General features: G+C 44.7%; 31 protein-coding genes. All 31 read left to right on the plus strand.

Annotated elements, in window-relative coordinates; translation table 11 throughout:
- Positions 1-288 precede the first annotated feature (288 nt).
- The 31 genes from BLU03_RS04560 to BLU03_RS04700 all read left to right on the plus strand — a co-directional run bounded on the left by BLU03_RS04560 (position 289) and on the right by BLU03_RS04700 (position 26,519).
- Positions 289-573, plus strand: coding sequence for a VRR-NUC domain-containing protein (locus BLU03_RS04560; RefSeq protein WP_093105974.1), 285 nt, complete (start codon positions 289-291; stop codon positions 571-573).
- Positions 563-1,945: a DEAD/DEAH box helicase gene (locus tag BLU03_RS04565; protein WP_093105976.1), complete on the plus strand. Its 1,383-nt coding sequence runs from the start codon at positions 563-565 to the stop codon at positions 1,943-1,945. The genes BLU03_RS04560 and BLU03_RS04565 overlap by 11 nt, the downstream gene beginning before the upstream one ends.
- A 1-nt stretch (position 1,946) precedes the next feature.
- The gene (locus tag BLU03_RS04570; RefSeq protein WP_093105979.1) at positions 1,947-2,372 is read left to right on the plus strand and encodes a hypothetical protein; all 426 of its coding nucleotides are present in this window, start codon (positions 1,947-1,949) and stop codon (positions 2,370-2,372) included.
- Positions 2,373-2,431: 59 nt separating this feature from the next.
- Entirely contained in the window at positions 2,432-2,737 is a 306-nt protein-coding gene (locus BLU03_RS04575) for a hypothetical protein (RefSeq protein ID WP_143023814.1), read from the plus strand.
- Between the two features lie 64 nt (positions 2,738-2,801).
- Positions 2,802-3,245 (plus strand): hypothetical protein, encoded by a 444-nt coding sequence (locus BLU03_RS04580; protein WP_093105984.1) that lies wholly within the window; start codon positions 2,802-2,804, stop codon positions 3,243-3,245.
- Positions 3,246-3,310: 65 nt separating this feature from the next.
- Positions 3,311-3,649, plus strand: a complete 339-nt coding sequence (locus tag BLU03_RS04585; RefSeq protein WP_093105987.1) for an HNH endonuclease — start codon at positions 3,311-3,313, stop codon at positions 3,647-3,649.
- Positions 3,650-3,670: 21 nt separating this feature from the next.
- Positions 3,671-3,835 carry a hypothetical protein gene (locus BLU03_RS13635; protein WP_176765411.1) on the plus strand — a complete coding sequence of 55 codons (165 nt, stop codon included), beginning with the start codon at positions 3,671-3,673 and terminating at the stop codon, positions 3,833-3,835.
- Positions 3,832-4,149 carry a hypothetical protein gene (locus BLU03_RS04590; RefSeq protein ID WP_093105989.1) on the plus strand — a complete coding sequence of 106 codons (318 nt, stop codon included), beginning with the start codon at positions 3,832-3,834 and terminating at the stop codon, positions 4,147-4,149. Before BLU03_RS13635 ends, BLU03_RS04590 begins: the two co-directional genes overlap by 4 nt.
- A gap of 137 nt (positions 4,150-4,286) precedes the next feature.
- On the plus strand, positions 4,287-4,610 hold the full coding sequence (locus tag BLU03_RS04595) for a hypothetical protein (RefSeq protein WP_093105991.1): 324 nt from the start codon (positions 4,287-4,289) through the stop codon (positions 4,608-4,610).
- Positions 4,611-6,257, plus strand: a complete 1,647-nt coding sequence (locus tag BLU03_RS04600) for a terminase TerL endonuclease subunit (protein WP_093105994.1) — start codon at positions 4,611-4,613, stop codon at positions 6,255-6,257.
- 9 nt (positions 6,258-6,266) lie between these two features.
- A complete protein-coding gene (locus BLU03_RS04605) occupies positions 6,267-7,403 on the plus strand; it encodes a phage portal protein (protein WP_245698717.1) in 1,137 nt (378 codons plus the stop codon).
- Positions 7,400-8,203, plus strand: a complete 804-nt coding sequence (locus tag BLU03_RS04610; protein ID WP_093105996.1) for a head maturation protease, ClpP-related — start codon at positions 7,400-7,402, stop codon at positions 8,201-8,203. The genes BLU03_RS04605 and BLU03_RS04610 overlap by 4 nt, the downstream gene beginning before the upstream one ends.
- Before the next feature lie 13 nt (positions 8,204-8,216).
- On the plus strand, positions 8,217-9,383 hold the full coding sequence (locus tag BLU03_RS04615; RefSeq protein WP_093105998.1) for a phage major capsid protein: 1,167 nt from the start codon (positions 8,217-8,219) through the stop codon (positions 9,381-9,383).
- 12 nt (positions 9,384-9,395) lie between these two features.
- Positions 9,396-9,737, plus strand: a complete 342-nt coding sequence (locus tag BLU03_RS04620; RefSeq protein WP_245698719.1) for a phage gp6-like head-tail connector protein — start codon at positions 9,396-9,398, stop codon at positions 9,735-9,737.
- Complete coding sequence (locus BLU03_RS04625) at positions 9,738-10,106, plus strand: phage head-tail adapter protein (RefSeq protein WP_093106000.1); 369 nt, start codon at positions 9,738-9,740, stop codon at positions 10,104-10,106.
- A complete protein-coding gene (locus BLU03_RS04630; RefSeq protein ID WP_093106003.1) occupies positions 10,103-10,510 on the plus strand; it encodes a hypothetical protein in 408 nt (135 codons plus the stop codon). Before BLU03_RS04625 ends, BLU03_RS04630 begins: the two co-directional genes overlap by 4 nt.
- Before the next feature lie 2 nt (positions 10,511-10,512).
- Positions 10,513-10,884 carry a tail completion protein gp17 gene (gene gp17 / locus BLU03_RS04635; protein WP_093106006.1) on the plus strand — a complete coding sequence of 124 codons (372 nt, stop codon included), beginning with the start codon at positions 10,513-10,515 and terminating at the stop codon, positions 10,882-10,884.
- A 13-nt stretch (positions 10,885-10,897) separates the two neighbouring features.
- The gene (locus tag BLU03_RS04640; RefSeq protein ID WP_093106008.1) at positions 10,898-11,518 is read left to right on the plus strand and encodes a major tail protein; all 621 of its coding nucleotides are present in this window, start codon (positions 10,898-10,900) and stop codon (positions 11,516-11,518) included.
- Between the two features lie 15 nt (positions 11,519-11,533).
- Complete coding sequence (locus BLU03_RS04645; RefSeq protein ID WP_093106011.1) at positions 11,534-12,595, plus strand: hypothetical protein; 1,062 nt, start codon at positions 11,534-11,536, stop codon at positions 12,593-12,595.
- Between the two features lie 46 nt (positions 12,596-12,641).
- Positions 12,642-13,001, plus strand: a complete 360-nt coding sequence (gpG, locus tag BLU03_RS04650) for a phage tail assembly chaperone G (protein ID WP_093106013.1) — start codon at positions 12,642-12,644, stop codon at positions 12,999-13,001.
- 53 nt (positions 13,002-13,054) lie between these two features.
- Entirely contained in the window at positions 13,055-13,180 is a 126-nt protein-coding gene (gene gpGT / locus BLU03_RS13640) for a phage tail assembly chaperone GT (protein ID WP_407690263.1), read from the plus strand.
- Between the two features lie 18 nt (positions 13,181-13,198).
- A complete protein-coding gene (locus tag BLU03_RS04655; protein ID WP_093106016.1) occupies positions 13,199-17,410 on the plus strand; it encodes a phage tail tape measure protein in 4,212 nt (1,403 codons plus the stop codon).
- 3 nt (positions 17,411-17,413) lie between these two features.
- Complete coding sequence (locus BLU03_RS04660) at positions 17,414-18,871, plus strand: distal tail protein Dit (RefSeq protein WP_093106018.1); 1,458 nt, start codon at positions 17,414-17,416, stop codon at positions 18,869-18,871.
- Between the two features lie 12 nt (positions 18,872-18,883).
- The gene (locus tag BLU03_RS04665) at positions 18,884-19,507 is read left to right on the plus strand and encodes a hypothetical protein (RefSeq protein ID WP_093106021.1); all 624 of its coding nucleotides are present in this window, start codon (positions 18,884-18,886) and stop codon (positions 19,505-19,507) included.
- A gap of 312 nt (positions 19,508-19,819) precedes the next feature.
- Entirely contained in the window at positions 19,820-22,996 is a 3,177-nt protein-coding gene (locus BLU03_RS04670) for a phage tail spike protein (protein WP_245698741.1), read from the plus strand.
- An 11-nt stretch (positions 22,997-23,007) separates the two neighbouring features.
- A complete protein-coding gene (locus BLU03_RS04675) occupies positions 23,008-23,322 on the plus strand; it encodes a hypothetical protein (protein WP_093106026.1) in 315 nt (104 codons plus the stop codon).
- Between the two features lie 13 nt (positions 23,323-23,335).
- Entirely contained in the window at positions 23,336-23,443 is a 108-nt protein-coding gene (locus BLU03_RS13855; RefSeq protein WP_407690264.1) for an XkdX family protein, read from the plus strand.
- A gap of 207 nt (positions 23,444-23,650) precedes the next feature.
- Positions 23,651-23,989, plus strand: coding sequence for a hypothetical protein (locus BLU03_RS04685; RefSeq protein ID WP_143023815.1), 339 nt, complete (start codon positions 23,651-23,653; stop codon positions 23,987-23,989).
- A gap of 15 nt (positions 23,990-24,004) precedes the next feature.
- A complete protein-coding gene (locus tag BLU03_RS04690) occupies positions 24,005-24,313 on the plus strand; it encodes a holin (RefSeq protein ID WP_407690261.1) in 309 nt (102 codons plus the stop codon).
- 20 nt (positions 24,314-24,333) lie between these two features.
- Positions 24,334-25,404 carry an N-acetylmuramoyl-L-alanine amidase gene (locus BLU03_RS04695; RefSeq protein ID WP_093106034.1) on the plus strand — a complete coding sequence of 357 codons (1,071 nt, stop codon included), beginning with the start codon at positions 24,334-24,336 and terminating at the stop codon, positions 25,402-25,404.
- A 143-nt stretch (positions 25,405-25,547) separates the two neighbouring features.
- The gene (locus tag BLU03_RS04700) at positions 25,548-26,519 is read left to right on the plus strand and encodes a DUF4917 family protein (RefSeq protein WP_093106036.1); all 972 of its coding nucleotides are present in this window, start codon (positions 25,548-25,550) and stop codon (positions 26,517-26,519) included.
- The last annotated feature ends 301 nt before the right edge of the window (positions 26,520-26,820 follow it).

The raw sequence follows: 26,820 nt of genomic DNA on the forward strand, positions 1-26,820 counted from the left end.
ATTACGCCCACACTAGTATTTTCCAATTAACCTAAAAAAAGTAAAACAGGTGTGGGCGTCGTGGGCGAAAATTTTGTTACGCCCACACCTTACGCCCACACCTCAAAGCCAGTCATATCAAGGGATTAACCCTTAGTGTGGGCAATGTGGTCGTAATTTTAAGGTAAACTATTTAAAGTATATATAGGGGTAGTATATAGGAGAAACCCCCTATTTTTTATAAAAAGTTGAGAAATCGAAAAAAACGCCCACATCGCCCACACCCATCATTTATGAGGTGAAGACAGTATGAGAGAAAAAGACGTCGAAACGTATCTAAAAACGAACATTGAAAAGAGAAACGGATGGTGTGTGAAATTTGAATCTCCGGGATTATCGGGAGTGCCGGATCGGATCTGCATGGTACCTGGAGGACGATTATTTTTCGTAGAAGTGAAACGACCGGGGCAGAAACTCCGGAAGCTGCAGCAGAAAAGAAAAGAACAATTCGAATCGTTAGGGCAGCACGTGCACACCGTTTCCAACAAAGAAGAAGTGGATGAATTCATGAGGAGGGTTATGGATGGGGATTGAGTTCCAACCTCACGATTATCAGCGGTATGCCATTAATCAGATTCTGAACAATAAGAAATATGCCCTCTTCCTCGACATGGGGCTCGGCAAAACGATTTCAACGCTTACAGCAGTTGAACAGCTTATCTATGACTATGCAGAAATCAGCAAAGTGTTAGTGATTGCTCCGTTACGAGTGGCGAGGGATACATGGAGTCAGGAAGTGAAAAAATGGGATCATACCAAACACTTGAAAATATCAAAAGTTCTCGGGAAAGAGAAGGACCGACGACAGGCGCTTTTGACCGATGCCGATATTTATATCATCAATCGGGACAATGTGGTGTGGCTGATCAACTACTACCGGGAGCGTGGGCGGAAACCACCTTTCGATATGCTGGTAGTGGACGAGTTGTCCAGCTTCAAAGATCCATCATCGAAACGATTCAAGCATCTGAAGAAAATAAGCCCTCTGTTTGACAGGTTTGTCGGTCTTACAGGCACACCGGCACCGAATAGCCTGCTGGACTTGTGGAGTCAGATATATCTCGTAGATCGGGGCGAACGTTTAGGTCAGACCCAGCAATATTATAAAATGCGATATTTTTACCCGATCCACACAGGAGCAGGATTTATTGAAAAATATACGCTGCGTCCAGAAGCGGAAAAGCATATCTATGAACAGATCGATGATATTTGTGTAAGCATGAAAAGTCGTGATTATATCGAATTGCCGGATCGAATCGATAATACGATTACGGTGAAAATGACGAAAAAAGAAAGAGCTTTTTATGAAGATCTGCAGAAAGAGAAGATATTGGAATTTGAAGAGGGCGACATCATTGCGGATAATGCAGGGGCTCTGACACAAAAGCTGCTGCAGCTGTCAAACGGAGCCAGCTACAATGAAGACAGAGGCGTGCAGCTGATCCATGATAAGAAACTGGAAGCTCTGGAAGAGATTGTGCAGGAGGCGCAAGGCCAATCCATCCTGGTGTTTTACAGTTTCCAGCATGACCGGGACCGGATCAAAAAGAAGTTCAAGGAAGCGATGACACTGGATGAACATGAAGACGTAATGAAAGATTGGAATGCGGGAGAGGTTCCTCTGCTATTAGCGCATCCGGCATCTGCAGGACATGGACTGAACTTGCAGCAGGGAGGGCACATCATTGTATGGTTCGGTCTTCCCTGGTCTCTGGAGCTTTATCAGCAGGCGAATGCCAGACTGCACCGGCAAGGGCAGGAAGAAGTCGTTTTCATTCACCACATTCTCTCCGAGAATACGATCGATCAGAAAGTGCTGCGCGTGCTTCAGGGCAAGGAAAAAGGACAGGACGCTCTGATGGATGCGGTAAAAGCACAAATCGAAGAAGCGGGGGTCGCTGAATAATATGACAGTCACGAACATCAAGAAAGCAACATTCAAACACATCGAAAGTGAACTGTATACCTATAAAGATACGCTGAAAGAAATAAGGAAGCTGCGTCAGGAGATCATTAATCCGTATGACGATGACGTGGACGAAAATGTGGGGAGTAATGGAACATCTGATCCGGGGCGGCCTACCGAAAGAGTGGCTACACGACTTCTCACGCACCGAACGTTACGGAACCTGGAGGAGATCATCGTAGCAATAGACTATGCATATGATCTAGTTAGTGAAGACCATCGTAAAGTGATCCGAACGAAATATTGGAGCGGGAAACGACTGAATTGGTATGACGTTTCCGTCCAGCTCAACATGCATCGGAACACAGCGATGAAGCTTCGCAAAGAGGTGATCCTTTTGATTGCAGATAAAATCGGGTGGAGATAGTTGCAAACATTGTGCAAATGGCCCGCAATTTCTTGATATTATGGTAGTGTGGAAAGATAATGACCGAAGACATATCTTCTAAGAGGAGAGATCCGGACGTCATGCCGGGTCTCTTTTCATTTATACCTGAGAGGACGGATCATCATGACCATCACAGGGCTGTTGATTATGGGGATAATATTCGTGTTACTGACGGGGTTGACGGAGGCATGAACATCCAGGCACAATACATCAGCGATATCGACGGGGTGCTTACGGTGGCGTTTTTTGTGCGGGAGAGATTAGTGACTATCGTCTCCGGACCAACGCCTGTAATGGAAAAAAGTTTGGTGTTACTCCGCGAGGCGATGAAGCGTTATAAGTAAACGAAACCTTCCTTTCTCCGCGTCGTACCTGTAAGATAAAGGTAACGATAAAGGAGGAGATTGAATGAATAACAAAGACATGACCGTAGAAGAAGTCATTGAACAGAGAGATCAGGAGATTGCAGACCTAAAGGCGGAGCTAGAAACAGCCGAAGGTGGAGAGAAACGGAAGTTTGAGAAACAGATTAACAAACTGGAGAAAATGAACAAGAAATCAAGAAAGTGGAGTGGTCTTGCTGATAAGGTAGAAAGCACTGGAGAAGCTATGCAACGCACTGGTAAGTCGATGACCAAAGCCGGGATGAAGACCACAGCTATTACATGGACACCTGTTATCTATGGTGGATATAAAGCTGTACAGCATAGCAAGAAAAAGAATCAGACACCAGAGCAGGAGCTTATGGATCTGGTGAAAGAATGTGAACAGGCGTATAAAGATAAGAAGATAGATGAAGCAACCATGAAGCATTACATTACAGACTATGTAGAGAATTATTATAGGGCATAACATATCAAGTCACTCACTTCGGTGGGTGGCTTTTTATATGGGACTACCGCAAAGGTGTGATGCGCATGACAGAATATAAAACAGAACATCAGAAGAAACGTTTTTATAATTCGGGTGACTGGAAACGATTGAGGCAGGAAGCTCTGAAGAAAGATAACTATGAGTGCCAGGAATGCAAGAGACTTGGGTACGTTAATCTTGATAGCGTGAAGGAAGACGGGAAACGCAAAGAGATCAAGATGAATGTGCACCATATCCAGGAGATTGAAGAACGTCCGGATCTTGCTCTCGATCTGGATAATCTGGAGACGGTGTGCTTATACCATCACAATCTGGCACACGGAAGAGTGTGGAAGGAATGGGAGAAGAATCGATGGGCCGATGATGAACTGGATATCTTATAAGAACTTCGGGGGTGACAATCCATGAGTGCTATTCATGTACAGGAAGCATGCGAAACATTAGAAGGATTACTTGAGAGAGACATAGAGAAGAAGGTGCTGACTCATGATGAGTTCCATGCATTGAACCGCTTACTGCTAGAAGCATCAGTCTGGTTAGGTTATAAGGTGAAGGAGGAAGAACAATGATAGTGACACAAACTTATAAGTGTGTATCATGTGATAGAAGTAAAGAGTATTCATTTCGGAATGTACCAGTGCCACAGACTGTCATGTGCGAAGGTGTTGATGGTGATTGTCGAGGTGTAATGACGAAAGCTGATGATGCGGAAAGTCATGAAACAGTAATTGTTTCGTCGAGTGATTATAAAAAACTATTAAAGAGAGAGGAAGAATGGGCGAAAGAAGTCCATGATGTGCAAAGCAGATTGGACTCGGCGATGAGGATTTACTTGGATGCTGCAGAAGAGAGAAAGAAGATAAGGGGAATTCACAAAAAATAATCCCCCCCTTAAATAATTTTGGTCGTTTTTGAACCGCAGGAGACCGGGGAGTGGTCTCGTCTCCCGCAAAAATATGGAAAATCCTCGTGTATAGTCTTTTTACAATAAATGGAAATCAAAGGAAAGGAGGGAGGACGGTGGCAAAACTGAAACGATCGACGATTCGGAAAAGGATTGAAAAAGATTTGCAGGAGCAGCTCGAAGGTAAGACGATCACCGGAAAGCATTACTCTGATTTAATCCAGGATTATCTTTCATTATGGGATTTGAAATGTAAACTCATTGACGATATCGAGGAAATCGGAATCAAAGTGACGGGGATGCATGGGCCGAAGTCCAATCCTTCCATTGCTGATCTCCATAAAACAAACGATCGGATGATCCGTATTCTGGATGCACTGGACTTGAAAGCAGCTGCATCAGAACCTGTACAAAAATTCAACGCAAGCGATTTGATGTAAATGATAGAGAATAAGCACGTCACGTATTATATGAACCAATATGAAGCGGGCGAAATCAAAGTCAGTTCATACGTGGTTCTTTTATTTAATTATTTAAAAGAGCATATTCTGAATCGGGATGATATCTATTTCAATACAGAGGAGCATGAGAATTATATCAAGTTCACCAAAAAGAACCTGTTTCCTCTTGAACCTTTTCAGAAGTTCATTACGGCTTTTGTTTTCCTTTATTACAAAGATGGAGATCACCCGGTATTTGAACAGTTCTTTTTATATAAAGCGAGAGGGGCAGGGAAGAACGGATTAATTTCTTCTTTATGCCTCTTTTTTATCAGTCCTCTTCACGGCATTGATAAGTATGTAATTCCGATTGTGGCGAACAGCGAGAAACAGGCGAAAACATCTTTCAATGAAATCTATGAAGCTATTGAAAGTTCTTCCCGGAGTCAAGTGTTAAAGGCGATTTTTAAAGCTCGGGGGTCCGACATCACCAATAAACAGAACGGAAGCCTGGTCGAATACGAAACGTCCAACCCTAAATCCAAAGATACAAGACGAGACGGAGCGGTCATTTACGATGAAGTTCACGAGTATGAAGATTCCGAGATTGTAGACGTGTTTTCCTCCGGTCTTGGTAAAGTAAGAAACAGTCGTGAGTTCTTCATCACTACGGATGGTTTCCGCCGCGGTGGTTTTTTAGATGACATGAAAGAAAGAGCCATTAATGTGCTACACGGGGAAGCTCCGGAAGATCCCATGTTCCCATTCATGGCCACGCTGGATAGTGATGACGAGATGGAAGATTACAGCTGCTGGCAGAAAGCGAACCCTATGTTTCATGAACCGATGAACGATTATGCACAAAACCTGTTCCGGAAAGTGAAATCACAGTACATTGCTCTCGGTAACTCGAAACCGTCGGCCCGTATTCGATTTATGACAAAACGAATGAACCGACCAGCCACGGATCTTACCACGTCCGTCGCTACAATTGAGGAGATAAAGGCGACAAACCGTCCGATGCCTGATTTGGAACAACAGCCGGCCGTCGGTGGATTAGACTATGCGTCCGTGCGAGACTTTGCCTCTGCCGGTCTCACATTCAAAGACGGAGAAGATTATATCTGGAAAACCCACTCTTTCGTTCGGAGGGAGTTTTTACAAAATGTGAATATCAAAGCTCCAATAGATGAATGGGAAAAGCAAGGGCTGTTAACCATCGTTGATGGCCCAGTCATCAGTATGGACCACGTCGTCGATTGGTTTGTAAAAATGAGAGAGACCTACGGGGTGGACAGGATTGTTGTTGATATGTTCCGTCTTGATCTGGTGAAACCTGCACTGGAAGCAGCAGGGTTTGACGTCAGGTATATACGAAATCCAAAAGCGATACACTCCCAACTGTCACAAACGGTAGAGACATTGTTTGCTGAACGCAAAATCATATTTGGAGATAACCCTCTCATGCGTTGGATGACAAACAACGTGTACGTCCATATTAAAAAAGATGGGAATAAAGAATATCTGAAGAAAGATGAAGTGCGACGGAAGACAGATGGATTCCAGGCGTTTATCTATTCTCTCTGGGAAGCGAATGAAGTATTTGAAGAAGCGCAAGACTTTTATCTGGATGAAATCGTTTTTTAAATAAAGGGGGTGGTACACATAGGTTTTTTCGATATATTCAAAAAAAACAGCGAACTCGACTGGATGTATGATTTTGATTTGATCGAAGATACATCCAACCGGGTGTATTTGAAGCGACTGGCTATTGAAACGTGCGTGAATATGATTGCCCGCACCATCAGTCAGTCAGAGTTCCGGGTCAAGAAAGGTAAGGACGTCGTCTATGATGAATTTTATTATCGGATGAATGTACGTCCGAACAAGAATCAATCCGCCAGCCAGTTCTGGCAGACCGTCGTCCATAAGCTCATCCATGATAATGAGTGTCTAATTATCAAGTCAGACAGTAATGATTTGCTGATTGCCGATGATTTTACTCGCATTGAATACGGATTGGTGGAAGACATCTTCAAAGATGTGACAATCAAAAACTACACCTTTCAGCGGTCGTTCCGAGCAAGCGACGTGTTCTATCTGCAATATAGCAACGAAGACGTATCACGAATGATCACTGGTCTGTTCTCCGACTACGGGGAACTGTTCGGGCGCATGTTCGAATTTCAAAAGTATAATAATCAGATTCGTTCGACTGTCGATTTGGAGAACGTGAACAGTAAGGATCCGGAAACGAAGCGAAAACTTCAAAAGTTCATCGATGACATGTACGACGCGTTTCGTAAAAAAGCATTTGCCATCGTTCCGCAGCAGAGAGGGTTTGTCTATGAAGAAAAATCCAATCGTGCGTCCGGTGCCAGTGTAGATGAAATCAACAAAGTAACCAATGGATTTCTGGATCACCTGGCGAAAGTGATGGGGATCCCTCCTGCTTTAATTCATGGAGACATGGCGGATGTAGAAAAGAACACACGTAACTTTATGACTTTCTGCATTGATCCTCTCCTCAAAAAAATCAAAGATGAGTTTGGCGGTAAGGTTATCGAGAAGAAGGATTATCTGAACGGAGAACGGATGGACATTCGGAGAGTGTCTTATCGTGATATTTTCGATCTGGCTAGTGCGGTGGATAAATTACGTTCGGGCGGTATTTATAATGGCAACGAATTGCGTGAAAAACTTGGTGATGAGAGGGTGGATGAACCTATTTTAGAAGAGTATGTGATTACGAAAAACTACACAGAAACAATTGAAGGGGGTGATAAAGAATGACGAGAGAACAGCTCATAAAAAATGGTATGAAATATCAATTTACGAATGAAGTGAGGGATAACAAACATATCCTTACACTTTCAGGAGTTGTGGCAAAACCGGACTGGATCGACCGGATGCTGGAAATCAAAACCATCAATGCGGAAGATATCGCGAAAGAGTTAGATGATGTGGATATGGATATTCATATTAAACTGAATTCCGGTGGCGGGGATGCATTTGAAGGCATTGAGATTTATAACTATCTTAAAAATCACCCGTCTCATGTGACTATTGAAGTTACAGCATTAGCGGCGTCTGCAGCATCCATTATTTCAATGGGAGCGGATGACATAGTCATGAACACTGGTACGTCCATGATGATTCACCAGGCATCTACAATTGCATGGGGAGATAAGACGGATCTGAATAAAGCGATTAATGCACTGGAAACAATCGACGGATCCCTGGTTGACATTTACGAAGAACAGACAGGTCTTTCCAAAGAAGAACTCGATGATCTACTTGTGAAAGAATCGTGGTTTACCGCTGACGAAGCTGTCGAAAAAGGGTTTGCTAATCGTAAATCCAGCAAAAGAGCGGAGCCATTAGAAGGAGGTGGAAATGAACCTTCTTCTACCGAGGGTGTGGATGCAAGTACCATGCAACAGATGTTTGATGATTTTAGGAAAGAAATGCTGAATGAGTTCCAGCAATCGCAACAACCGATTAATCCAGAACCGAATAATCAAGATCCGAAGCCTGCTCAACGAAACGTGAGTAGCCTTTTTTTGAATCTAAATAACAAATCAAACAAATAAAGGAGAATGACACATGACAATCAAATTTAATAATTTTGAAGATAAGAAACAAGCATTTGCCAAAGCGACACAGGAGGGAACGGAAGAAGAACAGGCGCAAGCTCTGAACGAAATGCTGGACTCTCTTGCTATTGATGCAAAAGAAGACATCCTTAATCAAGTGAACACGCAAATGGCTGACAATGTAGCACTGCAATCCCGGGGCCAAAATGTACTGACCAGTGAAGAAACGAAGTTCTTTAATGCCGTGATTGAAGAAGGTGGGTTTAAAGAGAGCGATACACTTCCGGAAACGACGCAGGAACGTGTGTTTGAAGACATCGTTAAAGATCATCCTCTACTAGAAGCTATTGGCATTCAAAACCTCGGAGCGGTAACGGAGTTCATTTATTCCAACGATCCGAGCGGTCAAGCGGTATGGGGTCCATTGTTTGACGAGATTAAAGGACAGCTGAACGCTACGTTCCGCAAAGAAAAAATTGAACAATTGAAACTCACGGCTTTTGTGCCGATCGCGAAAGACATGCTGCAACTTGGTCCGGTATGGATCGAGCGTTATGTACGTACCATCATTGCAGAAGCGATGAAAGCGGGTCTGGAGCGCGGCTATGTCGCTGGTAAGGGCATGAACAACAACGAACCGACGGGACTGTTGAAAGATGTCAACAAAGACACGGGTGCTGTTACGGATAAAACATCTGCCGGCACGCTTACGTTTGAACCTGGTCGTCCAGTCATCAATGAAATGAGGGACGTGGTGAAAAAGCTTGCCGAGAAACTGGACAAAGACGGAAATGTTGCTGAGCAACCGCGTGAAGTAGCAAACAAAATCGTCATGGTTACAAACCCTTTTGATACGTTCGACATTCAGGCAAACGCTACGATCCAAAATGCGAACGGCGTTTATGTGACGAACCTTCCGTTCAATCCAACGATGACAGAATCTGTGTTCGTTCCAAGAGGCAAAGTCCTTTTCTTTGTTCGTGATGAATACATTGCAGCTGTCGGCGGCGGTGTAGAAGTTAATCGGTACCGTGAAACACTGGCGTTGGAAGACGCAGACGTGTTTATCGCTAAGCGTTTTGCGACAGGTAAACCGAAAGATAACAACGCGGCTCAGGTATATGATCTTAATATCAGCAATGCGTCCACAACGACAACAACGACTGCCGCCGTCTAAGGAGGTAGCTAAATGATTACTACAATCACTCCGGAAATTCTGCAAGAGTTCAAAGATCGGATGCATATATCACATGACGGGGAGGATCCTAATTTAAAAAGGTTGCTCTCTTTTTCTGTGGTGGCAATTCAGGGAGATTGTGGTCCTTTTGATATAAAAGGGGAGTCTCATATTGATTTGCAGGCTAAAGAGTTAGTATTTGAGCGCACACGATATGTTTACAATGATGCGTTGGAGTATTTTAAAAATAATTTTGCGGAGGATATCACTGGGTTAGGGTTGGATATTGAATTTCAACGAATGTCTGATGAAGCTACGACCACCACGACAACAACAACGGACGGAGGGGTGTAAATGTTTCATGAAAAATACAAGCGCCCCACTACGACGTCCGGAGATTTACGCACGCCTGTTACCTTTTACGAGTATCAGCCGAATCCGGGGCCCGAACCAGGCGAACATCAGAAGGCAACGCTCTTTGACTGCTTTGCGCAGGTGGATGAAGTGTGGCTGCGGGATATGGAGCAGGCAAAAGCAAACGGTACACTCTCCGACATCACGTTAAAGATACGTGATCCGCACGGTAGTTATGTGCCGTCGAACAAACATTACGTGAGTGTGCAGTCGGTCTATTACAGCAATGCGCCGTATCGCATTAAAGAAGTCCAACCAAACCTGCAGGACCATCGCTATATCAACATCATTGCGGAGCGCACATCATGAGTGCAGAGGTCAAAGGCATGCAGAAAGTGCTCAAGGAGTTAGAGAGTCGTTTTGGCGAAAACGGAATGCAACAAGTCAGTGATGCTGCCCTGAAAGCTGCCTCTTTGGTTTTTTTAGAAAACCTTAAGTCTGAATTCAGTACGTTCTCAGATGGAGAAGGATATTCACAGGGATATTCCCTTGAAGAAATCACTGCATCCGAACCCAGAACTATTAACGGAAAAAGAGTGATTGACGTGTATTGGAAAGGACCGCATGGTCGCTACCGCATCATACACTTGAACGAATTCGGGACAATCCGAAAACGCAACCCTCCAGGCAAGGGGGCTATTGCCAGGGCAGTTAAAAACTCCGAGAAAGCATACAAACAGGCGATTAAACAAGCAATCGAGAGGGGGCTGTAATCATGATCGAGAATATATACGAGGTGTTGATCGCTGATGATTATATTCGGTCACAGGCGGAGGGTCGCATTAAGTATTATGAATTTCCCCCGACGGGAGACGTTACAGCCCCTTATATTGTGATTGATCCTCTTGCACCCGGTATGAGTGCTGATTATGGTGACAACAAACCGACATCGGAGGAGTTTCTTTATCAGATAGACGTGATGACGCTGAATCGGGATCAGACAAAAGACATTGCCAAACGGATCCGTTCTGTTTTAGAAGAAATAGGCATTATGGAAAATAACTCCGGGTTAGATGAGTGGGATGCCGAGACAGGCATTTTCCGCATTGCTCGTCGATACACCGGTAAAGTAGTAACTATAAAATGAGGAGTGATTATTGATGGCGACGAAAAACTATCGCAGCTTTACAGGTCTGAAAGAATTTTATTATGGCGTGCTGGATGAAAACACGAATGCTATCACGGAAGCGGCACCGGAACGCATTGAGTTCTTGCAGAACATTAGCATTGAAACACCGCAGGAAGTAGTGAAAGCAAACGGGGATAACAAGATTGCAGCAATGGCTGTTTCTACCGACTCCACGAGTCTTACAACAACATTCCACGATATCCCGATTGAAGATAAAGCCAAGATTTACGGCCTGGTATCTGTTAATGGTCTGCACGGCATGTCGGCTGAGCCTAAACCGCCGTATGTCGCGTGTGTCTTTGCAAAAACTGCAGAAGGTGGCGGCAAAGAGTGGATCGGGTTTACGAAAGGTATTTTCACTGCTCCGAACACGGAAGGTGCTACCAAAGAGAGTGGCTCTATCGAGTTCGGCTCCACCGAAACTACCGGACAGTTTATGTCTCGTGACGTGGAAGGTGTAGAGGAAGAAATCACGTATCTTGTCGGTTATGACAAAGCAGGCGAAACGACAAACAGAGACGCGCTATTCCAGGCTATTTTCGGTAAAGCGCACCCTGATGCCGGCACAACCACATCTACAACATCTGCATAAAAAGGGGTGGCGTAAATGAAAGTCATTTTATGCCAACCGGCGATCAAGCGTTTTGAGTGGGAACTAGAAGTATGTCTCACACGCTTGCAACAAATAGGGGTGACGGATATTGTCTTGCTTTTTACAAAGCAGGACAACCGCATCCCTTCTTTTTTTAAAGAAAATTACGGAGTAGATGTCCACTCATATAAGGATGAGCGCACCGACAAAGCTTATATACCGTCCATCAAACCTTATCTGTGGATGCGCTATCTGCAAGAAGACCCATCCAGGGAAAACGATACCTATTTTTATATAGATAGTGACGTATTAATCCGAGAAATGCCGACATCGAAGCCCACAGAAAGCACATGGGTAGCTTCTGACTGCCATCCCTACCTAAGTGTTGATTATATCGACAGCAAGGGAGAGGGACTTCTAAAGCGCATGTGTGATGTGGTGGGTGTGGATGAAGGATTAATCAGAGAAAAAGACCCTATTGGCGGGGCGCAGTGGTTATTGAAAAAGCCAACCTATGAATATTGGAAGAAAGTTTACAAGGACTCGGTGAATCTGTTCCGTTTTCTCACCAACGTAGAAGCTGAATATAAAAAGAAACATGATGCCAGTTATGTGCCAATCCAACGGTGGACAGCGGAAATGTGGGCGCAGCTATGGAACGTGCACCATTTCGGTAAAGAGGTAGAAGTGCCGAAAGAAATGGACTTCTCCTGGCCAACAAATGACATGAAACGGTATGAGGAAACAAAGATTTTCCACAATGCCGGCGTTACCAATGATAAAGAACTGTTTTTTAAAGGGAAATATACCAATCACACGCCTTTTGAAGATGATTTTAGTTACGTGCGACAGGATAAAGCATCCTACGCCTATGTAAAAGCAATACAGGAGGTGATGAGCATGGCGAAATATAAAGTAGTCGCAGGTTTCCGCGACAAGGAAACAGGAAAGGCATATGTGGAAAACGATACTTTCCCCAGACCCGCCAACAAGAAAGTGTCTGCGGAACGAATCAAAGAGCTATCATCTGAAAATAATAACGCAAAAAAAGTATTAATCAAAAAAGTGAAAGAGTAGGGTTGTTCCTGTTCTTTTTTTATTTATTAAAAGGAGGAATTTGATTATGGCTAATATGAAACGAAATATGATCCAATTGGTGAAAAATCCGGAAGAAGTTGAAAAGGGCGGAGAAGTGAAGCTGGACACTTACTGGACCCCGATGTTTTTACCTTTCTCTAAAGTCCGGGATGCTATCGGGATGCAGGCGGAACTTGATAAAGAAGGAATGGCGGAACTGGATATTATGGACCGTCTTGCCGATTTTGTCGCCAATGATATCTATGGTGCTCAGTTTACGAAAGATGATATTTACGACCGTCTCCACGCTCCCGACGGTGTAGAAGAATTGCAGAACCAAATCATGTTTGTGGCGCAAGGCGATCAATCCAGTGCAACAAAAAAGTTCCTGGAGAGCAAAAACTAACAGACGACGATTTCACGTATGAGAAGCAGCTTCAATACATGGACGATCTTGCAATGGATCTTATGAAAGAAGGCAAGGATATCAATGAAGTTTTGAAAATGCCTTTCCATTATGTAGTAGAAATCTTAAGAAAAGAACATGAACCGGAAGAAAGCAATTCCTTCTTCGACCTTTTATAAAGAAAGGCAGGTGAGAAAATGGCAGATCGCATTGAGGGTCTGAGCATCGGTTTAGATTTGGATAAAGCGGGGATAGACCGTAGCTTAACCGAGATCAAACGTAGCTTTAAAGGGCTTAATTCTACCGTAAAAACCAATGCAAATAATCTGAAATATGGAGAAAAATCCGTCTCCAATTATGAAAAAGCAGTAGCATCTCTCAACGAAGATGTGACCAAACAGCGGAAGAACGTTTCCGACCTGGCTGATAAGCACGCTAAAGCGGTAGAGGAACAGGGGCGTAACTCCAAAGCAGCGAACGATCTGGCTGGCGAATACAACAAACAGGCGGATAACTTAAACCGCATGGAGCGGCAACTCGAAAATACAACCGAAGATTTAAAGAAGATGAAAGAACAACAACGCATTGCCGCATCCGGATGGACGAAGCTGGGCGATAAAATGGAAAGCGCCGGCAGTAAACTGACGAACGTCGGCGACAAAATGAAAAACACCGGAAAAAGCATGGCTATGTTTGTTACGGCTCCTTTAATCGGATTAGGTGCGGCAGCTGTTAAAACAGGCATCGACTTTGATGACAGTATGGCAAAAGTGCAAGCGGTCTCCGGAGCAACAAGCGGAGACATGGAGCAATTGCGCAACAAGGCGAAAGAGATGGGGAAAACAACAAAATTTAGCGCAAGCGAATCAGCCGATGCCTTAAATTACATGGCATTAGCTGGCTTTGATACCAAACAGATGATGGGAGCTTTGCCGGGTGTGATGAACCTTGCAGCTGCATCGGGTGAAGATTTATCCAGTGTTTCGGATATCGTCACCGACTCCCTGTCTGCTTTTGGTTTGAAGGCGAAAGACTCTGCAAAAATGGCAGACGTGTTAGCGGCGACATCCGCCAATGCAAACACAGACGTCGCAGGTCTGGGTAATGCCTTCAAATATGTAGCTCCTGTTGCAGGGTCTTTAGGATTTACTATGCAGGACACCTCCAAAGCTATCGGACTTATGGCCAACAATGGTATCAAAGGAGAAAAAGCAGGTACAGCTCTACGTACCATGATGACAAACTTGGCTAAACCGACCAGTGCCATGAAAGATAAGATGCAGCAGCTTGGCATTTCGCTGACCAACAGCGAAGGTGAAATGAAAACATTTGATCAGATTATGCAGGAATTGCGTGGGTCGTTCTCCGGTCTATCCAAAGAACAACAGGCAAGTGCAGCGGCAACGATCTTTGGGAAGGAAGCAATGTCGGGTGCATTATCCGTCATCAATACATCCCAGGAAGATTACGACAAATTGAGCGGATCCATAAGCAAGTCAGAAGGTGCTGCTCAAAAAATGTCAGAAACGATGGAAGGACAGTTAGGCGGAACGCTCCGACGAATCAAGTCGGGACTGGAAGGATTTGCAATATCCATTTATGAAATCATGCGGCCGGCTCTTGAAAAAGGAGCGGAGAAAGTACAGCAGTTTGTAAACTGGCTTAACGATCTCAGCCCGAAATTTAAGATTGTTGCTTTGGCTGTTGCGGGTTTCGGTGCAGCTATCGGTCCTCTATTAGTAGCCGGGGGTCTGCTTGTAGGATTGCTCGGTAACATGATGACGGCACTTGCTCCTGTCGCACGAAGCATTGCAAAAGCAGGAGGGATGTTGAAATGGTTACGACTAGGATTGACAGCTCTGACCGGTCCAGTCGGAATCACCATAGGAATTATCGCATCGTTAGCTGCAGGCTTCACGCTCGCTTATAAAAAATCGGAAACCTTCCGTAACTTTATCAATCGTCTTATGTCAAAAATTAAGGAACTGGCACAGCAGGGACTAGCGAAACTGAAAGAAGCTTTAAAAGTCGTCGTTACTTTCTTCAAAGACCAGCTACAGGTGCTCCGTGAATTTTGGCGCAAGAACGAAGCGACTATTGTGGAGGCCCTTACCAATATAGGTAACATTGTCTCCAAAGTCATGAAGGCCATTTTCGCCGTTATCGATTTTGTAATGCCTGCCGTCCTCGCGCTGATCAAGTCGGTCTGGGGCAATATCAAGGGCGTTATATCAGGGGCACTAGACGTAATTATGGGGCTTGTAAAGGTTTTTGCAGGTCTTTTTACTGGCAATTTTTCCAAAATGTGGGAAGGTATCAAGCAGGTTTTCACAGGCGCACTACAAGGCATCTGGAACTTTGTTCAGTTGATGTTTTGGGGCAAACTCCTTAAAGGGGTTGTCTCGCTCGGCAAACTGCTCTTAAGCTCCTTCAAAGGCTCTTGGAAATCTATTCTTAACGCTATAACTGGATTTGTTAAAAACATTGTCAGCGGTGTCCGTAATCGCTTTTCTGCGATGGGTAGCTGGATAAGCAATACGTTCAGCAAACTCGGTCAAACGGTAGGCAATATTTGGTCATTTTTGAAAAATAGTGTCATCAACATCGTAAAAAATTTGGTCAGCGGAGCGAGAAATCGTTTCTCTAATTTTGTTTCACGGATCGGTGACATGTTCCGCGGTTTCTGGCAGACCGTAAAAAATATTTGGACTTCTTTGAAGGATGGGGTCGTCAATATTGTTCGCGGTTTGGTTCGCACGGTGCAGTACCGGATCAAAAAATTCCAGCATTTACTACGTTCGATTTTCCGTGCCATCCGTGACAAAGTCCAAAGCATCTGGACCAATTTGAAGGATAGAGTCGTCAGTACAGCCCAAAATTTAGTTGATACAGCGAAAAATAAATTTCAATCTTTTAAGGATAAAGTCGGGTCCATCTTCCGCGGTATCCGTGACAAAACGAAAGAATATGTTGGCAACATGGTACAGGCCGTCAAGGACATGCCAGGGCGCATGAAGGATGGTCTCGTCAAAATGGGTGGCAAAGTGAAATCCGGAGCCAAATCCATCGCTAACAAAATGGCAGAAGGACTCGGCAAAGGGGTCAACGGCGTTATTGACGGGGTGAACTGGGTCACAGGCAAACTCGGCATCAATGCAGATATCCCGAATTGGGACGTGCCGAAATATGCACACGGTACAGGAAAACATCCCGGCGGTGCTGCATGGGTCGGTGACGGCAAAGGCAGTAATGCCGGACGTGAGCTTATCAAGCATGGCAACGATTATGCATTAAGTCCGGACCGCCCGACATTGACCAACCTGCCAAAAGGCGCAGAGGTCTTATCTGCCAAAGAAACACGGAAAATCATCCCGGAATATGCTTTTGGTACGAATTTGTGGAGCGGAGCCAAAAACCTTGTCGGCAAAATCGGCAGCGGTATTAAAGCTGGAGCCAATGCCGTGAAGGACTGGACAGGGCAAGCATGGGATTATATGAAAAATCCTGGCAAGCTGCTGAATATCGCTCTGAACAAATTGGGTATTGAGATCCCTTCCACCGCATCAGCTATCGGTAAGATGGCCAAAGGCGGATTTAACACCGTCAAAGATAAAGCGATTGACTACATTAAAGACAAGATGAGCGGATTTGGTGGCGGCGGTACATCCGGCGGCGGTCGTATTAATGCAGGGCTTACGAAAACAAGTAGCTTTGGTATGCGATTCCACCCGATCCAAAAACGTTGGAAGCTCCACGGTGGGGATGACTACGGCGGACCAATGGGAACACCAATCCCTGCACAAACCGGCGGTCGTGTCAGCTATGCAGGATGGGGCGGTGGCTTTGGTAACTTAGTTAAAGTCGCCACAGGTGCTTTTGAGCATCTGTACGCTCACTTAAATAGTATCTCTGTACGTACCGGACAAATGATTAAACGCGGCTCTATCGTTGGCCGTTTGGGCACGACAGGTAACTCCACCGGTCCTCACCTACACTACGAGGTGCGGAAGAATGGTCGTGCGGTACGTCCGACGGCTAGTTATGCCACAGGCGGTCTGATTAAGAAGCAGGGCATGTATGAGCTTGCGGAAGAAGGACATCCGGAATATGTCATTCCGACGGACCCGAAACGCCGTACAGAAGCTATGAAGTTGCTTGCATTGGCTGGCAAAGACATTAATAGAACAGGAAGCAGAAATAAACGTCCATCCGAATTACGAAGCAGTAATGTAGGACAATCGGATAACAGATCCAATGAGATTATCGAGAAATTAAGCGAACAAGTGGAACTCTTAACGCAGCTTGTCCTCAAAGACAATAACGTCTATCTGGATGGGCGCTCAGTTGGAAGACAAATTGAACCTGCAGTTACAGAGTTTCAAAATCGCAACAGAGAAAGGAGGGACTAACATATGAGTTTACCTTCTATGACGTTTAATGGTCAGCGCAAGCCGTGGCTGATTTTAGAACGGGGGCGAACCAAATCCCCTTTTGCTCCCTTTGAACGACAAACGTTTTCCGTACCGGGAAAGAGGGGCGCTCATGTAACTGGAACAGATATTAAAATGCTCCGTATCAATCAGCCTATCGCTTTTTTATCTGATGATGGACTAACCGATGTGGAAAGATATAACGAACTGGCAGAGTGGTTGTATGCAGAAATGGTTCTGCCCTTACAGTTTGATGACGAACCTGGTCTCACTTATTTTGCCATGTTAGATGTTGCGCCGGAAAAGATTGAGAAAATAAGCCGATTGCGCAAAGGCACACTAACATTCCTCTGCCCGGACCCGTACAAATATGGGGAGGAAAAGAGAGAAACATTCACCGATGGTCACACCGTCATTAATGAAGGAAACGCAGAAACTCCTCCTGTCTTTCGTGCTACCGCCAAACAATCCGCAACGTTTATCGACATCGTAAAAGAAAACGGTGAATATATGCGGGTCGGTGATCCAGGCAGATTAGACCAAACGCCATATTCGCCATCCACAACAATACTGACGGAAAGCGGGGAGTCGTTAGTCGGGTGGACGGACGCTGGTTATGTTGATAACGGGTACGTCGGCGGGCAAATGATCGGAACCGTAGACGGCTTCCACCCGGATTCATACGGATTAGCGCAGGAACCGCACGGCTGGCAGGGTCCAGCGAAGAAACGCAGTCTCCCGGAACCCGTAGGCGACATCTTTTTTGAAGCCAATGTGCAGTTAAAAAACCTCGGCAACAGTAACGAAACAGGCATGATTGAAATTTACTTTCTCGATGCCAATAACAACACCGTGGCTAAAGTCGGGATTGAGGATGTATGGCGTGGCACAAATCGTGTACAGGGGAAAATGCAGCTCGGCCCGGATAACTCGGAACGATACGCTGATTATCATGATCTGCACAATGGGTGGAATAACTTTCAAGGTAAAATAGGTTTCTACCGCTACATGACCCCGGAAGGGCATTACATGATGCTCCCTTATTTCTCGTATAACGCAGATAACGGGGATTTTATTTACGTGTCTGATCGTCGCAGAATCATGGATTATGAGGACAAACACACCGCCGATATTACGCAAATACAAATTGCCATGAGAGCGTGGCCGGCAATTGGCGCAAGTGAAATGTATATGAAAGATATTGTGGTCAAAAAGACGAACAAACAACCGGGCGGCATCCCTTACATTGTCGAGCCGGGCGATGTCATCGAAGTAGACCACCAAAAAGCAGTCATCCGCATCAACGGCGAAGAGCGCACCGATCTTAAATATGATTTCGGTAGCGCTTATTTTGACTTAGACCCTGGGTATAACACACTCCACGTGTTTCCGGAGGGTGCGTATGACACAGAAATCACATGGCGCGATGCTTACAAATAAAGGAGTGAGACAATGGCAACGAATATGTTTAATGATATTGTCGATTTCAACGGACAGAAAATACTAGCCTTTCAACCGCAACACGAAGATGACACGCCGAACAATTTTCTTGTTACCGGCAAACGCAATCCTCTCCCCAGTGCTAACTATGTACAAAACAGTTCCGGTATATGGATCCCGCAGACCGGAGAAAATGGGGCGGCAGATACGAGGATTACGAACGAGACACTGGTGACTAAATCAAAAGACACCAACAAGACAGAAACGATAAAAGACACGATGATTGATCCAGGTGACACGCATTATTTTTGGGTTGCACGCGAAAATTACAAGAGTCTCCATTTCAGCATGCTTTTAAATGGATCGGATTTGACGAATTTCGAGGATGTAAGAGTTACTCATTCTTCTGGAAGTTCCATTTCTGCAACATCACGGGTTTTTCTAAAATCTTACCCATCCCCGGACTTGGAAAACTTATTCGATAAAGACAATTTAAGCTCCGTTAATATAGGCTTCACCACGAAAGACCCCTTCTATTTCAAAGATGGTTTTTTAGGTATAGGGTTTACAGTTCCTGCTGATGCACCGAGCGCAGTTGAGCTTAAAAACGTGTCCATTATAAAAAGTGAGACATGAAAAATGAATTAATCTTTATGCTAAGGAGGTGACACCATGCCACAAACGCAATTAGCTTCCATGTTCATCGGTCAACAGCCGAACACTGAGGTACAGCAACAGCGCAAACAACAACCGGCGCTCATCCACGTTTTAGATGGGCAGACAGATGAATTGTTGCTCGTCATCGGCAAAGATGTACCGTATTCCGAGGATATGCACACACGGGAGTTAAAGAATAACCTGGAGACGTTTGATTTTCACATCCCATCCAAAATCAACAAAAACCAATCGCAGATGACCACCAGCGGTCAGCGCACACAGTTAGCTTCTATGTTTATTGGGGGTAGCGGGGAAAATGTTTCCCGCCCTCCCGAAAAAGAGGTCAACAAACATGTCAAAGCAGGTAACAAGGCAGTCATCCCGGACGAGGATGGCTTTTTTCGTGAGTTGATTATCAATGAGACGGTACAAACGCACGAAGCGCTGGAAGTGTATTCGGTAGGCTCATTCACGGAGTTAAAAAAAGAAAAGCCTTTATACCCGCAAACGTACACCGGGGCGACATTAAACACCATGTTAGATGCTATTTTACACAGCACCGGCTGGCAACGGGGTATCACGGATTATTCCGGCACACAAAAGATTACATGGGATAGATATTACTCCCCGTTTGAGGCACTGCAGTTACTGCCGACCGCCTTTGATATTGAGTTGCGTTTTCGTATTGAGCAGGATGGTCCATATATCTACCGTTTCGTGGATGCCATACGCAAGCGAGGGCAAAACTCCGGCAAAGAGATTGTATCCGGCAAAGACTTGTTAAGCGCCGAAAGACGGGAACACACGAAAGACCAGGTAACAGCTTTGTTAGGTTTAGCACCGGAGAAAGAGGACGGCACACGGTTAGCTGTCGAAGTCACAGACGAAGATGCTCTACAAGTGTGGGGGCGCAACGGTCGTCACAAGTGGCAGGTCTACGAGCCGGAATCAGACAGGCAGGACATGACCATTGAGGAATTGGAGCGCTACACTCGCACCGAGTTAAACAAGCGCAAAGCATCTGCCATTGAATACAAAGTAACAGCACTCAACATTGCATCGGCATTTGGTCGTGCGCATGAACAGGTGTTTCTGGGAGACACAGCGAGAGTGAAGGTCACAGACTTTGACCCTCCCATCTATTTAGACTCCCGTATTATTGCGATTAAGTCTCCCATTAGCGACCGATCCAAAAAAGAATACACACTCGGAGAATTTATCGAATACAGCGAAAAAGAAATCGAGAAACTGCGCCAATCTCTGCTCGGCAAGATTGCCAACAAATCAAAAATCGTAGAGAGCAGTAATCCTCCTGCCGACACGTCTGCTACATGGATAGACGGGGATGCGATTAAACGCTATAACGACTTTACCGGCGAGTGGGAGAGTAAAGCGGATAAGACGGGCAGTCATACATCTTATGACACCAATCGTGTCAATAACGTACCGGCATCCAAAGTGACGGGCGATATACAAGATGCTCTTAATAAAGCATCGGATGCTCAATCCACCGCTGATGGTAAAATCACCTCCTTTTATCAGTCCAGCGAACCTGGCACGGCGCAAGAAGGGGATATATGGTACGACACCAACGATAACAACACACCTTACGTGTATCAGTCGGGGGCATGGCAAAACGCCAAAGACGGCGGCATTGCGGATGCTCTTAATAGTGCCGGAGATGCACAGGCGACAGCGGATAAAAAGGTTCAGACGTACTTTTCATCTACCGCACCTACTGCCGAAAGTGTGGGGGATTTGTGGTATGACAGCACCACCAATGAACTCAAACGCTGGAACGGGAGTAACTGGACCGCAAAAGTCTCTGACATTACAGGAGAACACACCTCCTATGACACCTACTATGTAGACGGAAAATCATCCAGCATGGTCAGAGAAGAAGCGAATCGGGGCGATGAAGCACGATCCCTGTTTAATCCGGACGGCACATTAAACACCTCCACGTTAGAGGGAACCATAAACGCTCTGCAGAATCAGATTGTGGCGAGTGGCAATTATGCCAATGCTCATGAGATTGTGGGCAAAGGGTTCTTGTTTGAGAACAACGACACCGAAAGTCCGGATTATGGAGCGCTTTATCTCGGACCTGGGTGGTTGATGATTGCCAACTCCAAAACAAATGGAGAGTGGGAATGGTCCACATTCGGCACAGGGTCCGGCTTCTCTGCTGATAAAATCACCGCCGGAACGATGCTCTTTAACCGTCTGATGGGTGGGGAGCTGATTGTCGGCGGTCCGTCCAATGGTAATGGGGTCTTTGTTGTGCGAGATGCCGAGGGTGAGAACGTTGCAGAACTGGACGCTTCCACCGGAGGATTTCAGGAACTCCGCATCGGGGATGTCTTATCATCCTCTGTCGTCAAAACAAACTATGACGATTACACCATCGAGATTAATCCGAGCAACGGGGATCTGTGGATGGATGGTGTTAATGCTATCCCTAAATATAATGAGGGCAACGTTACGATTAAGATTGTCGGCAGCAGCGGAAACACCTCGGAAAACGTCCTTGTGACCGGGTTTGTCGGCGGTGGCAGTATTACCTTTGATATACAGACGCCACGTCCAAAAATAGACGGCTCTTTCAAGGTTACAAGGAATATCAATCGTATTTATGTAAGCGGGTTTGATGTCAATGGCACAGAGTCTCCGTGTGTCCTTACCAATGCTTCCGCAGGCAGTCAGTTAGATGATATTGCGGCGTATTGTAACGGGCAAGACTTAGCTTTCGAAAATCAAAACGGAGCTGTCGTATTCAGTAACCTACAGGCTTATGACGTTAAGCGGTGTATACGATCGTCTTATGCTTCTCACTTAACTGTTATTGCATGTAAAGGATTCGGTGAGACGACAGGTATTGAAGCTCGTTTCGGGGGCATCATCACTGGCTATGGTACAGCGCCGGATAGCAGTTCTTACCCTACCTTTGAAGGCCAGGGAGGTAAAATACTTTCTACCTTCTCCCATGATGCCGGAAGCGCCACCATTCCACCACCGCCGGAGAAAACGAAACGCTTTAAAGCTATTGATGCCGGTGCATGGCGACCACAAGGTGGTTGGGCGAAAAATCAGCCATTACAAGGTGAGTGGTCCGGATATGGCTCTTACAAAGGACTATGGATATTCAGCGGTCTTGGTGCAGAGTTGCAAGGCAAAACGATAAAACGGATGCGGATTAAAGTGAAACGGGAAGCACGGGGCGGTTATTCGTCTGACGTGACCATCCGTTTCCGTACACACAATTACACATCCATCCCTGGAGGTGAACCGACATTAGGAAGCAACGTAGAACTCGGCAATTTCAAATGGGGCGAGGAAAGATGGGAAGGCATCCGATCCAGTCTCTTCTCGGCATTCGAGAACGGCAACGCCGAAGGTATCGGGATTTACGGCGGCGGTTACGCTTACATGAGTGCCGGAGCGGTATTGGAAGTAACGTATCAATAAAGGAGGAAATCATGTACACATTTATTATGTATGACGGCGATAAAGTATTAGACACGCAGGAATTTAATGAAAAGCCTGTCATCCGAGGTAACCAAATTGAGAGCGGTGTGTTCTCGGCAAAGGTGAAGAAAGATTTTATCATCATTGAGGGCAGATTTGACGGGGTGCTGGACACCTCCAAAGACATAAGCCATCTTTGCAAGCCGGCGGAGGAACAGGAAAAAGAGAGGGTAAATCGCCGAATTGATGAAGCGGAAACTACTATCTTTAATGTGTTGATGGAGGTAAGCATGATGAAAGGAAGTGGTAAAGATGGGTTATTATAATTTCGTTTTGAGTATGTGGCAACGTGGCAGAGTGACAAAAGAACAGGTAAAAACTTTAGTACCACACATGCTTACGCAGGAAGAATATGACGACATCATCAGTCATCCTCAAAATCATTAAAGGAGGTGATCCCGTGGGTAAACAAGGCCAATCCCGTAAAAAGAAAACGAACAAAGAATATGGCCGTCGTGGTAAGTATGCCAAAGGCAAGAAGAAGAAGAAATAAAAAATACAAACAGACTCCCTGCAAAAGCGGGGAGTTTATTTTACATTTATGTCGGAACCAGTAGGGGGTCAATGATGCCGGAAAACAAGGAGATGGAGGACGTGAAAGAATTCATGGGGGTGCTGATGGATGTGAAAGTTTCAATGGCAGAACTTAATGGCAAAGTCGATAAAATTATCAGCATCGAAGAAAAAGTGAATAACACTTACGATATCGCCAAAGGGACAGAACGTGTCGCCAAAGACAACAAAGCGATATTAGCTAAAAAAGCAGATGACGATGACTTGCAACGTCTCCAGAAAGATTTAAAACAAAAAGCGGATAAATCGGATGTTGAACGCATTGTAAAAGAAAAAGATAACTGGCAGAAAAACTTGCCAGCTTGGGCGGCGGTGATACTTTCACTCGTCGCTCTTTTAGTACCGTATTTATTAACGTAAAGGAGAGAAAAAATAATGGAAAATGAAATGATGACACAAGTTTTATTGTTTGCAACGGTAATTGGTCCATTTGTCGCAGGTGTGGTGGAGGTGGTCAAAAAGACCGTGTCTCTGCCTAAAAACTTTGTGCCACTGATCGCTTTAGTGGTCGGGGTAGGATTAGGTGCAGCTGCCGCTCCGTTTACAGACATGGAGTTAATGTTGAGGCTGTGGGCCGGTGCTGGAGCAGGTCTGATGGCGACGGGTCTGTTTGAAAACCTCAAACAGCGTCCTGGTAAAACAAAAGCTAAAAACAAAGATAATGATCTGTTTAACAATCAATAAAACAAAAGGAGGAATTACGAATGGCATACGATGTAGCTTTTGACTATGGGCATGACGAGGATACATGGGAAGACACGGGTGGTAAAGGCGTTCGCAGAAACGGTAAAAAGTACGAAGAATTTCACTTCAATCGCGACGTGGGCGAACAGGCTCGAAAAATTGTCGAGCGTCATGGCTTGCGCGTGTACGTGACCCAACCGGCAAGCGGCGAAAGGGTAACGCTCAATCAGCGGACGTATCGAGCAAACAGAAGAAACGTGAAGGCGTTTGTATCATTTCATGCTAATGCTGGTACGCCGGCAGCTGATGGGGCATGTGTGTTTGCTTGGAAAACATCCTCGAACGCCAATCGCTTAGCGGATAACATTGTAGCGCAGTTTAAAAACGCAGGTATCGACTTGCATGGATCAGGCAGACACTATTCCCGAAGAGGTCACTGGACGAACTTCCATGTACTTCGCGAGACAAACATGCCGGCAGTGCTTATAGAGCATGGGTTTATGACTAACAAACAGGATTTCAAAGAAATCTTTGGAGAAGACTCGAGGGAATACCGGAAAAAATGTGCCATTGCCGATGCAAAAGGAGTGCTCGACTACTTCGGGATTTCTTACGACGGTAAAGACAATGATAGTGCAGGTCCTCGCCCCGTCCTCGGACAAGGGGATAAAGGAAACGATGTTAAGCTGTATCAGAAGAAACTCCTGGAGGCCGGCTATACAATGGACGGTCACGGTGCAGATGGATCGTTTGGTCCTTCGACAGTGGAGACTACAGAAAAATTCCAGAAGAAACATGGACTTACTGTTGATGGACTGGCCGGACCGAAAACGCAGGCAAAATTGAAGCAGGTGCTCGAAAGTAAGAAAGCTCCAGAAAAAGAAGATAACAAATACCAAACACAGGAGGAATCGGACATGCCTTTTAAAGACGTTGATGAAAATAAGTGGTATGCAGACGAACTGGAAGAAGCGGAAAAAGCGGGCATTGCCAGAGGGCTGCCGAATGATACGTTCAACCCGGACGAACCTGTGACAAGAGCAGAAGCGGCTGTCTTTGCTCTACGTGCTTATAAAAATGCGAAGAAGTAAACAGAACCCCTCCTTTACGGGAGGGGAATACATAATTAAAAAATAAACATTTGAAAAGCGTAGGGTGTGATGGATATGTTTTTATTTTCATTAAATTTCCATTATAATAACATATATCAACAGTATGAAAAGCAGGTGATCAGATGGAAAAATTAGTAGATTATAAAGATATTAAGGATAGCCACAGATCTTATTTGCTGTTTGGTAATGGACTGGCTATGTCTTTTTCTAGTGAGTTTGGGTATAAATCTCTATATGATTTATGTAGCTTAGAAGAGAGCAGCAGTGGACCTATGTTTTCTGCAGAAGCCCTTCAGGTTTTTAAAGATTTTGATAGTACAAATTTCGAATGGATACTTTATGCACTTGATCTTACTAAGAAAATTAATGAAACTTTATATGTCGATAATGATAAAACTGGAGAGGTATATGAAAATATTAAGCACTCTCTTATCAAAGCCGTCCATCGAGTACATATTGGGTTTGACGAAATAAGGCGTTATCAGTTAGAGAGACTAGGTAAAATTTTCGCAAGTTTTAATAAAGGTATATTCACAACAAACTACGACCTTATAACTTATTGGGCTCTTATGGAAAACAAGAATAAATTAGCGGACTTATTTTTTCAACATTCTACTTTTAATATAAAAGCGACAACACCCTATAATGGTAAGAAACCCGTTCATTTTCTTCATGGAGCTCTACATCTTTATAAGGAAAACGGAGCAACGAAAAAAGTTTTTAGAGAGTCTGGTAGTTTACTAGAACGCATTGATGAAACTATGTCGAACCATAAAACCCCTTTATTCGTATCTGAAGGCACATCAGACCAAAAATTAAGAACAATAACCTCAAATGAATACTTGCATCATTGTTATAAAAAACTTTTTCAATTAAGTGGAGGTATTACGATTTTTGGGCATAGTCTCGCTAAAGAAGACAATCACATCGTGGAAGCTATTCGACAATCGAATGTAGAAAGGATAGCTTATGGTGTTCACACAAGCCGTAGAGATCAAAAAGATATTGATAGGGAAATAGCTAAAATAAATAGTAAGTTCAAATCAAAGACTGTAACTTTCTTTCAAAGTAATAGCTTTTTCGACAGTGTTTGATATTAGCACCCCGTCCAACTGGATAGGGTGCTATTGTTATTTTTCTATAAGAATTTTCTAAAACCTAGATGTTTGTAAAATAGAACAATTAATGAACGTTCCAAGTGTCGATATCTCCCATAAAAAGTCCACATATTGCTTCGCTCCTTTTCCATAATTATAGCATATGAAGTCATATGATTTTTACCATACTCATACAATCGACTGCTTTAAAGTTAGCATAACTGGTAAAAATTAAACCTACATAAATTCCACCTTCGTGACCCACAGGTGACGGCGTTTCTGGCGCTTCCCTTTGGCT

The organism is Salimicrobium album (assembly GCF_900107115.1).
GTDB classification, from domain to species: Bacteria; Bacillota; Bacilli; order Bacillales; family Halobacillaceae; genus Salimicrobium; species Salimicrobium album.

Coding starts and splice junctions, on each gene's coding strand:
- BLU03_RS04560 (WP_093105974.1), top strand. CDS start 289: ATGAGAGAAAAAGACGTCGAAACGTATCTAAAAACGAACATTGAAAAG.
- BLU03_RS04565 (WP_093105976.1), top strand. CDS start 563: ATGGGGATTGAGTTCCAACCTCACGATTATCAGCGGTATGCCATTAAT.
- BLU03_RS04570 (WP_093105979.1), top strand. CDS start 1,947: ATGACAGTCACGAACATCAAGAAAGCAACATTCAAACACATCGAAAGT.
- BLU03_RS04575 (WP_143023814.1), top strand. CDS start 2,432: ATGACCGAAGACATATCTTCTAAGAGGAGAGATCCGGACGTCATGCCG.
- BLU03_RS04580 (WP_093105984.1), top strand. CDS start 2,802: ATGAATAACAAAGACATGACCGTAGAAGAAGTCATTGAACAGAGAGAT.
- BLU03_RS04585 (WP_093105987.1), top strand. CDS start 3,311: ATGACAGAATATAAAACAGAACATCAGAAGAAACGTTTTTATAATTCG.
- BLU03_RS13635 (WP_176765411.1), top strand. CDS start 3,671: ATGAGTGCTATTCATGTACAGGAAGCATGCGAAACATTAGAAGGATTA.
- BLU03_RS04590 (WP_093105989.1), top strand. CDS start 3,832: ATGATAGTGACACAAACTTATAAGTGTGTATCATGTGATAGAAGTAAA.
- BLU03_RS04600 (WP_093105994.1), top strand. CDS start 4,611: ATGATAGAGAATAAGCACGTCACGTATTATATGAACCAATATGAAGCG.
- BLU03_RS04610 (WP_093105996.1), top strand. CDS start 7,400: ATGACGAGAGAACAGCTCATAAAAAATGGTATGAAATATCAATTTACG.
- BLU03_RS04615 (WP_093105998.1), top strand. CDS start 8,217: ATGACAATCAAATTTAATAATTTTGAAGATAAGAAACAAGCATTTGCC.
- BLU03_RS04620 (WP_245698719.1), top strand. CDS start 9,396: ATGATTACTACAATCACTCCGGAAATTCTGCAAGAGTTCAAAGATCGG.
- BLU03_RS04625 (WP_093106000.1), top strand. CDS start 9,738: ATGTTTCATGAAAAATACAAGCGCCCCACTACGACGTCCGGAGATTTA.
- BLU03_RS04630 (WP_093106003.1), top strand. CDS start 10,103: ATGAGTGCAGAGGTCAAAGGCATGCAGAAAGTGCTCAAGGAGTTAGAG.
- gp17 (WP_093106006.1), top strand. CDS start 10,513: ATGATCGAGAATATATACGAGGTGTTGATCGCTGATGATTATATTCGG.
- BLU03_RS04640 (WP_093106008.1), top strand. CDS start 10,898: ATGGCGACGAAAAACTATCGCAGCTTTACAGGTCTGAAAGAATTTTAT.
- BLU03_RS04645 (WP_093106011.1), top strand. CDS start 11,534: ATGAAAGTCATTTTATGCCAACCGGCGATCAAGCGTTTTGAGTGGGAA.
- gpG (WP_093106013.1), top strand. CDS start 12,642: ATGGCTAATATGAAACGAAATATGATCCAATTGGTGAAAAATCCGGAA.
- gpGT (WP_407690263.1), top strand. CDS start 13,055: ATGGATCTTATGAAAGAAGGCAAGGATATCAATGAAGTTTTGAAAATG.
- BLU03_RS04655 (WP_093106016.1), top strand. CDS start 13,199: ATGGCAGATCGCATTGAGGGTCTGAGCATCGGTTTAGATTTGGATAAA.
- BLU03_RS04660 (WP_093106018.1), top strand. CDS start 17,414: ATGAGTTTACCTTCTATGACGTTTAATGGTCAGCGCAAGCCGTGGCTG.
- BLU03_RS04665 (WP_093106021.1), top strand. CDS start 18,884: ATGGCAACGAATATGTTTAATGATATTGTCGATTTCAACGGACAGAAA.
- BLU03_RS04670 (WP_245698741.1), top strand. CDS start 19,820: ATGTTTATTGGGGGTAGCGGGGAAAATGTTTCCCGCCCTCCCGAAAAA.
- BLU03_RS04675 (WP_093106026.1), top strand. CDS start 23,008: ATGTACACATTTATTATGTATGACGGCGATAAAGTATTAGACACGCAG.
- BLU03_RS13855 (WP_407690264.1), top strand. CDS start 23,336: ATGTGGCAACGTGGCAGAGTGACAAAAGAACAGGTAAAAACTTTAGTA.
- BLU03_RS04690 (WP_407690261.1), top strand. CDS start 24,005: ATGGAAAATGAAATGATGACACAAGTTTTATTGTTTGCAACGGTAATT.
- BLU03_RS04695 (WP_093106034.1), top strand. CDS start 24,334: ATGGCATACGATGTAGCTTTTGACTATGGGCATGACGAGGATACATGG.
- BLU03_RS04700 (WP_093106036.1), top strand. CDS start 25,548: ATGGAAAAATTAGTAGATTATAAAGATATTAAGGATAGCCACAGATCT.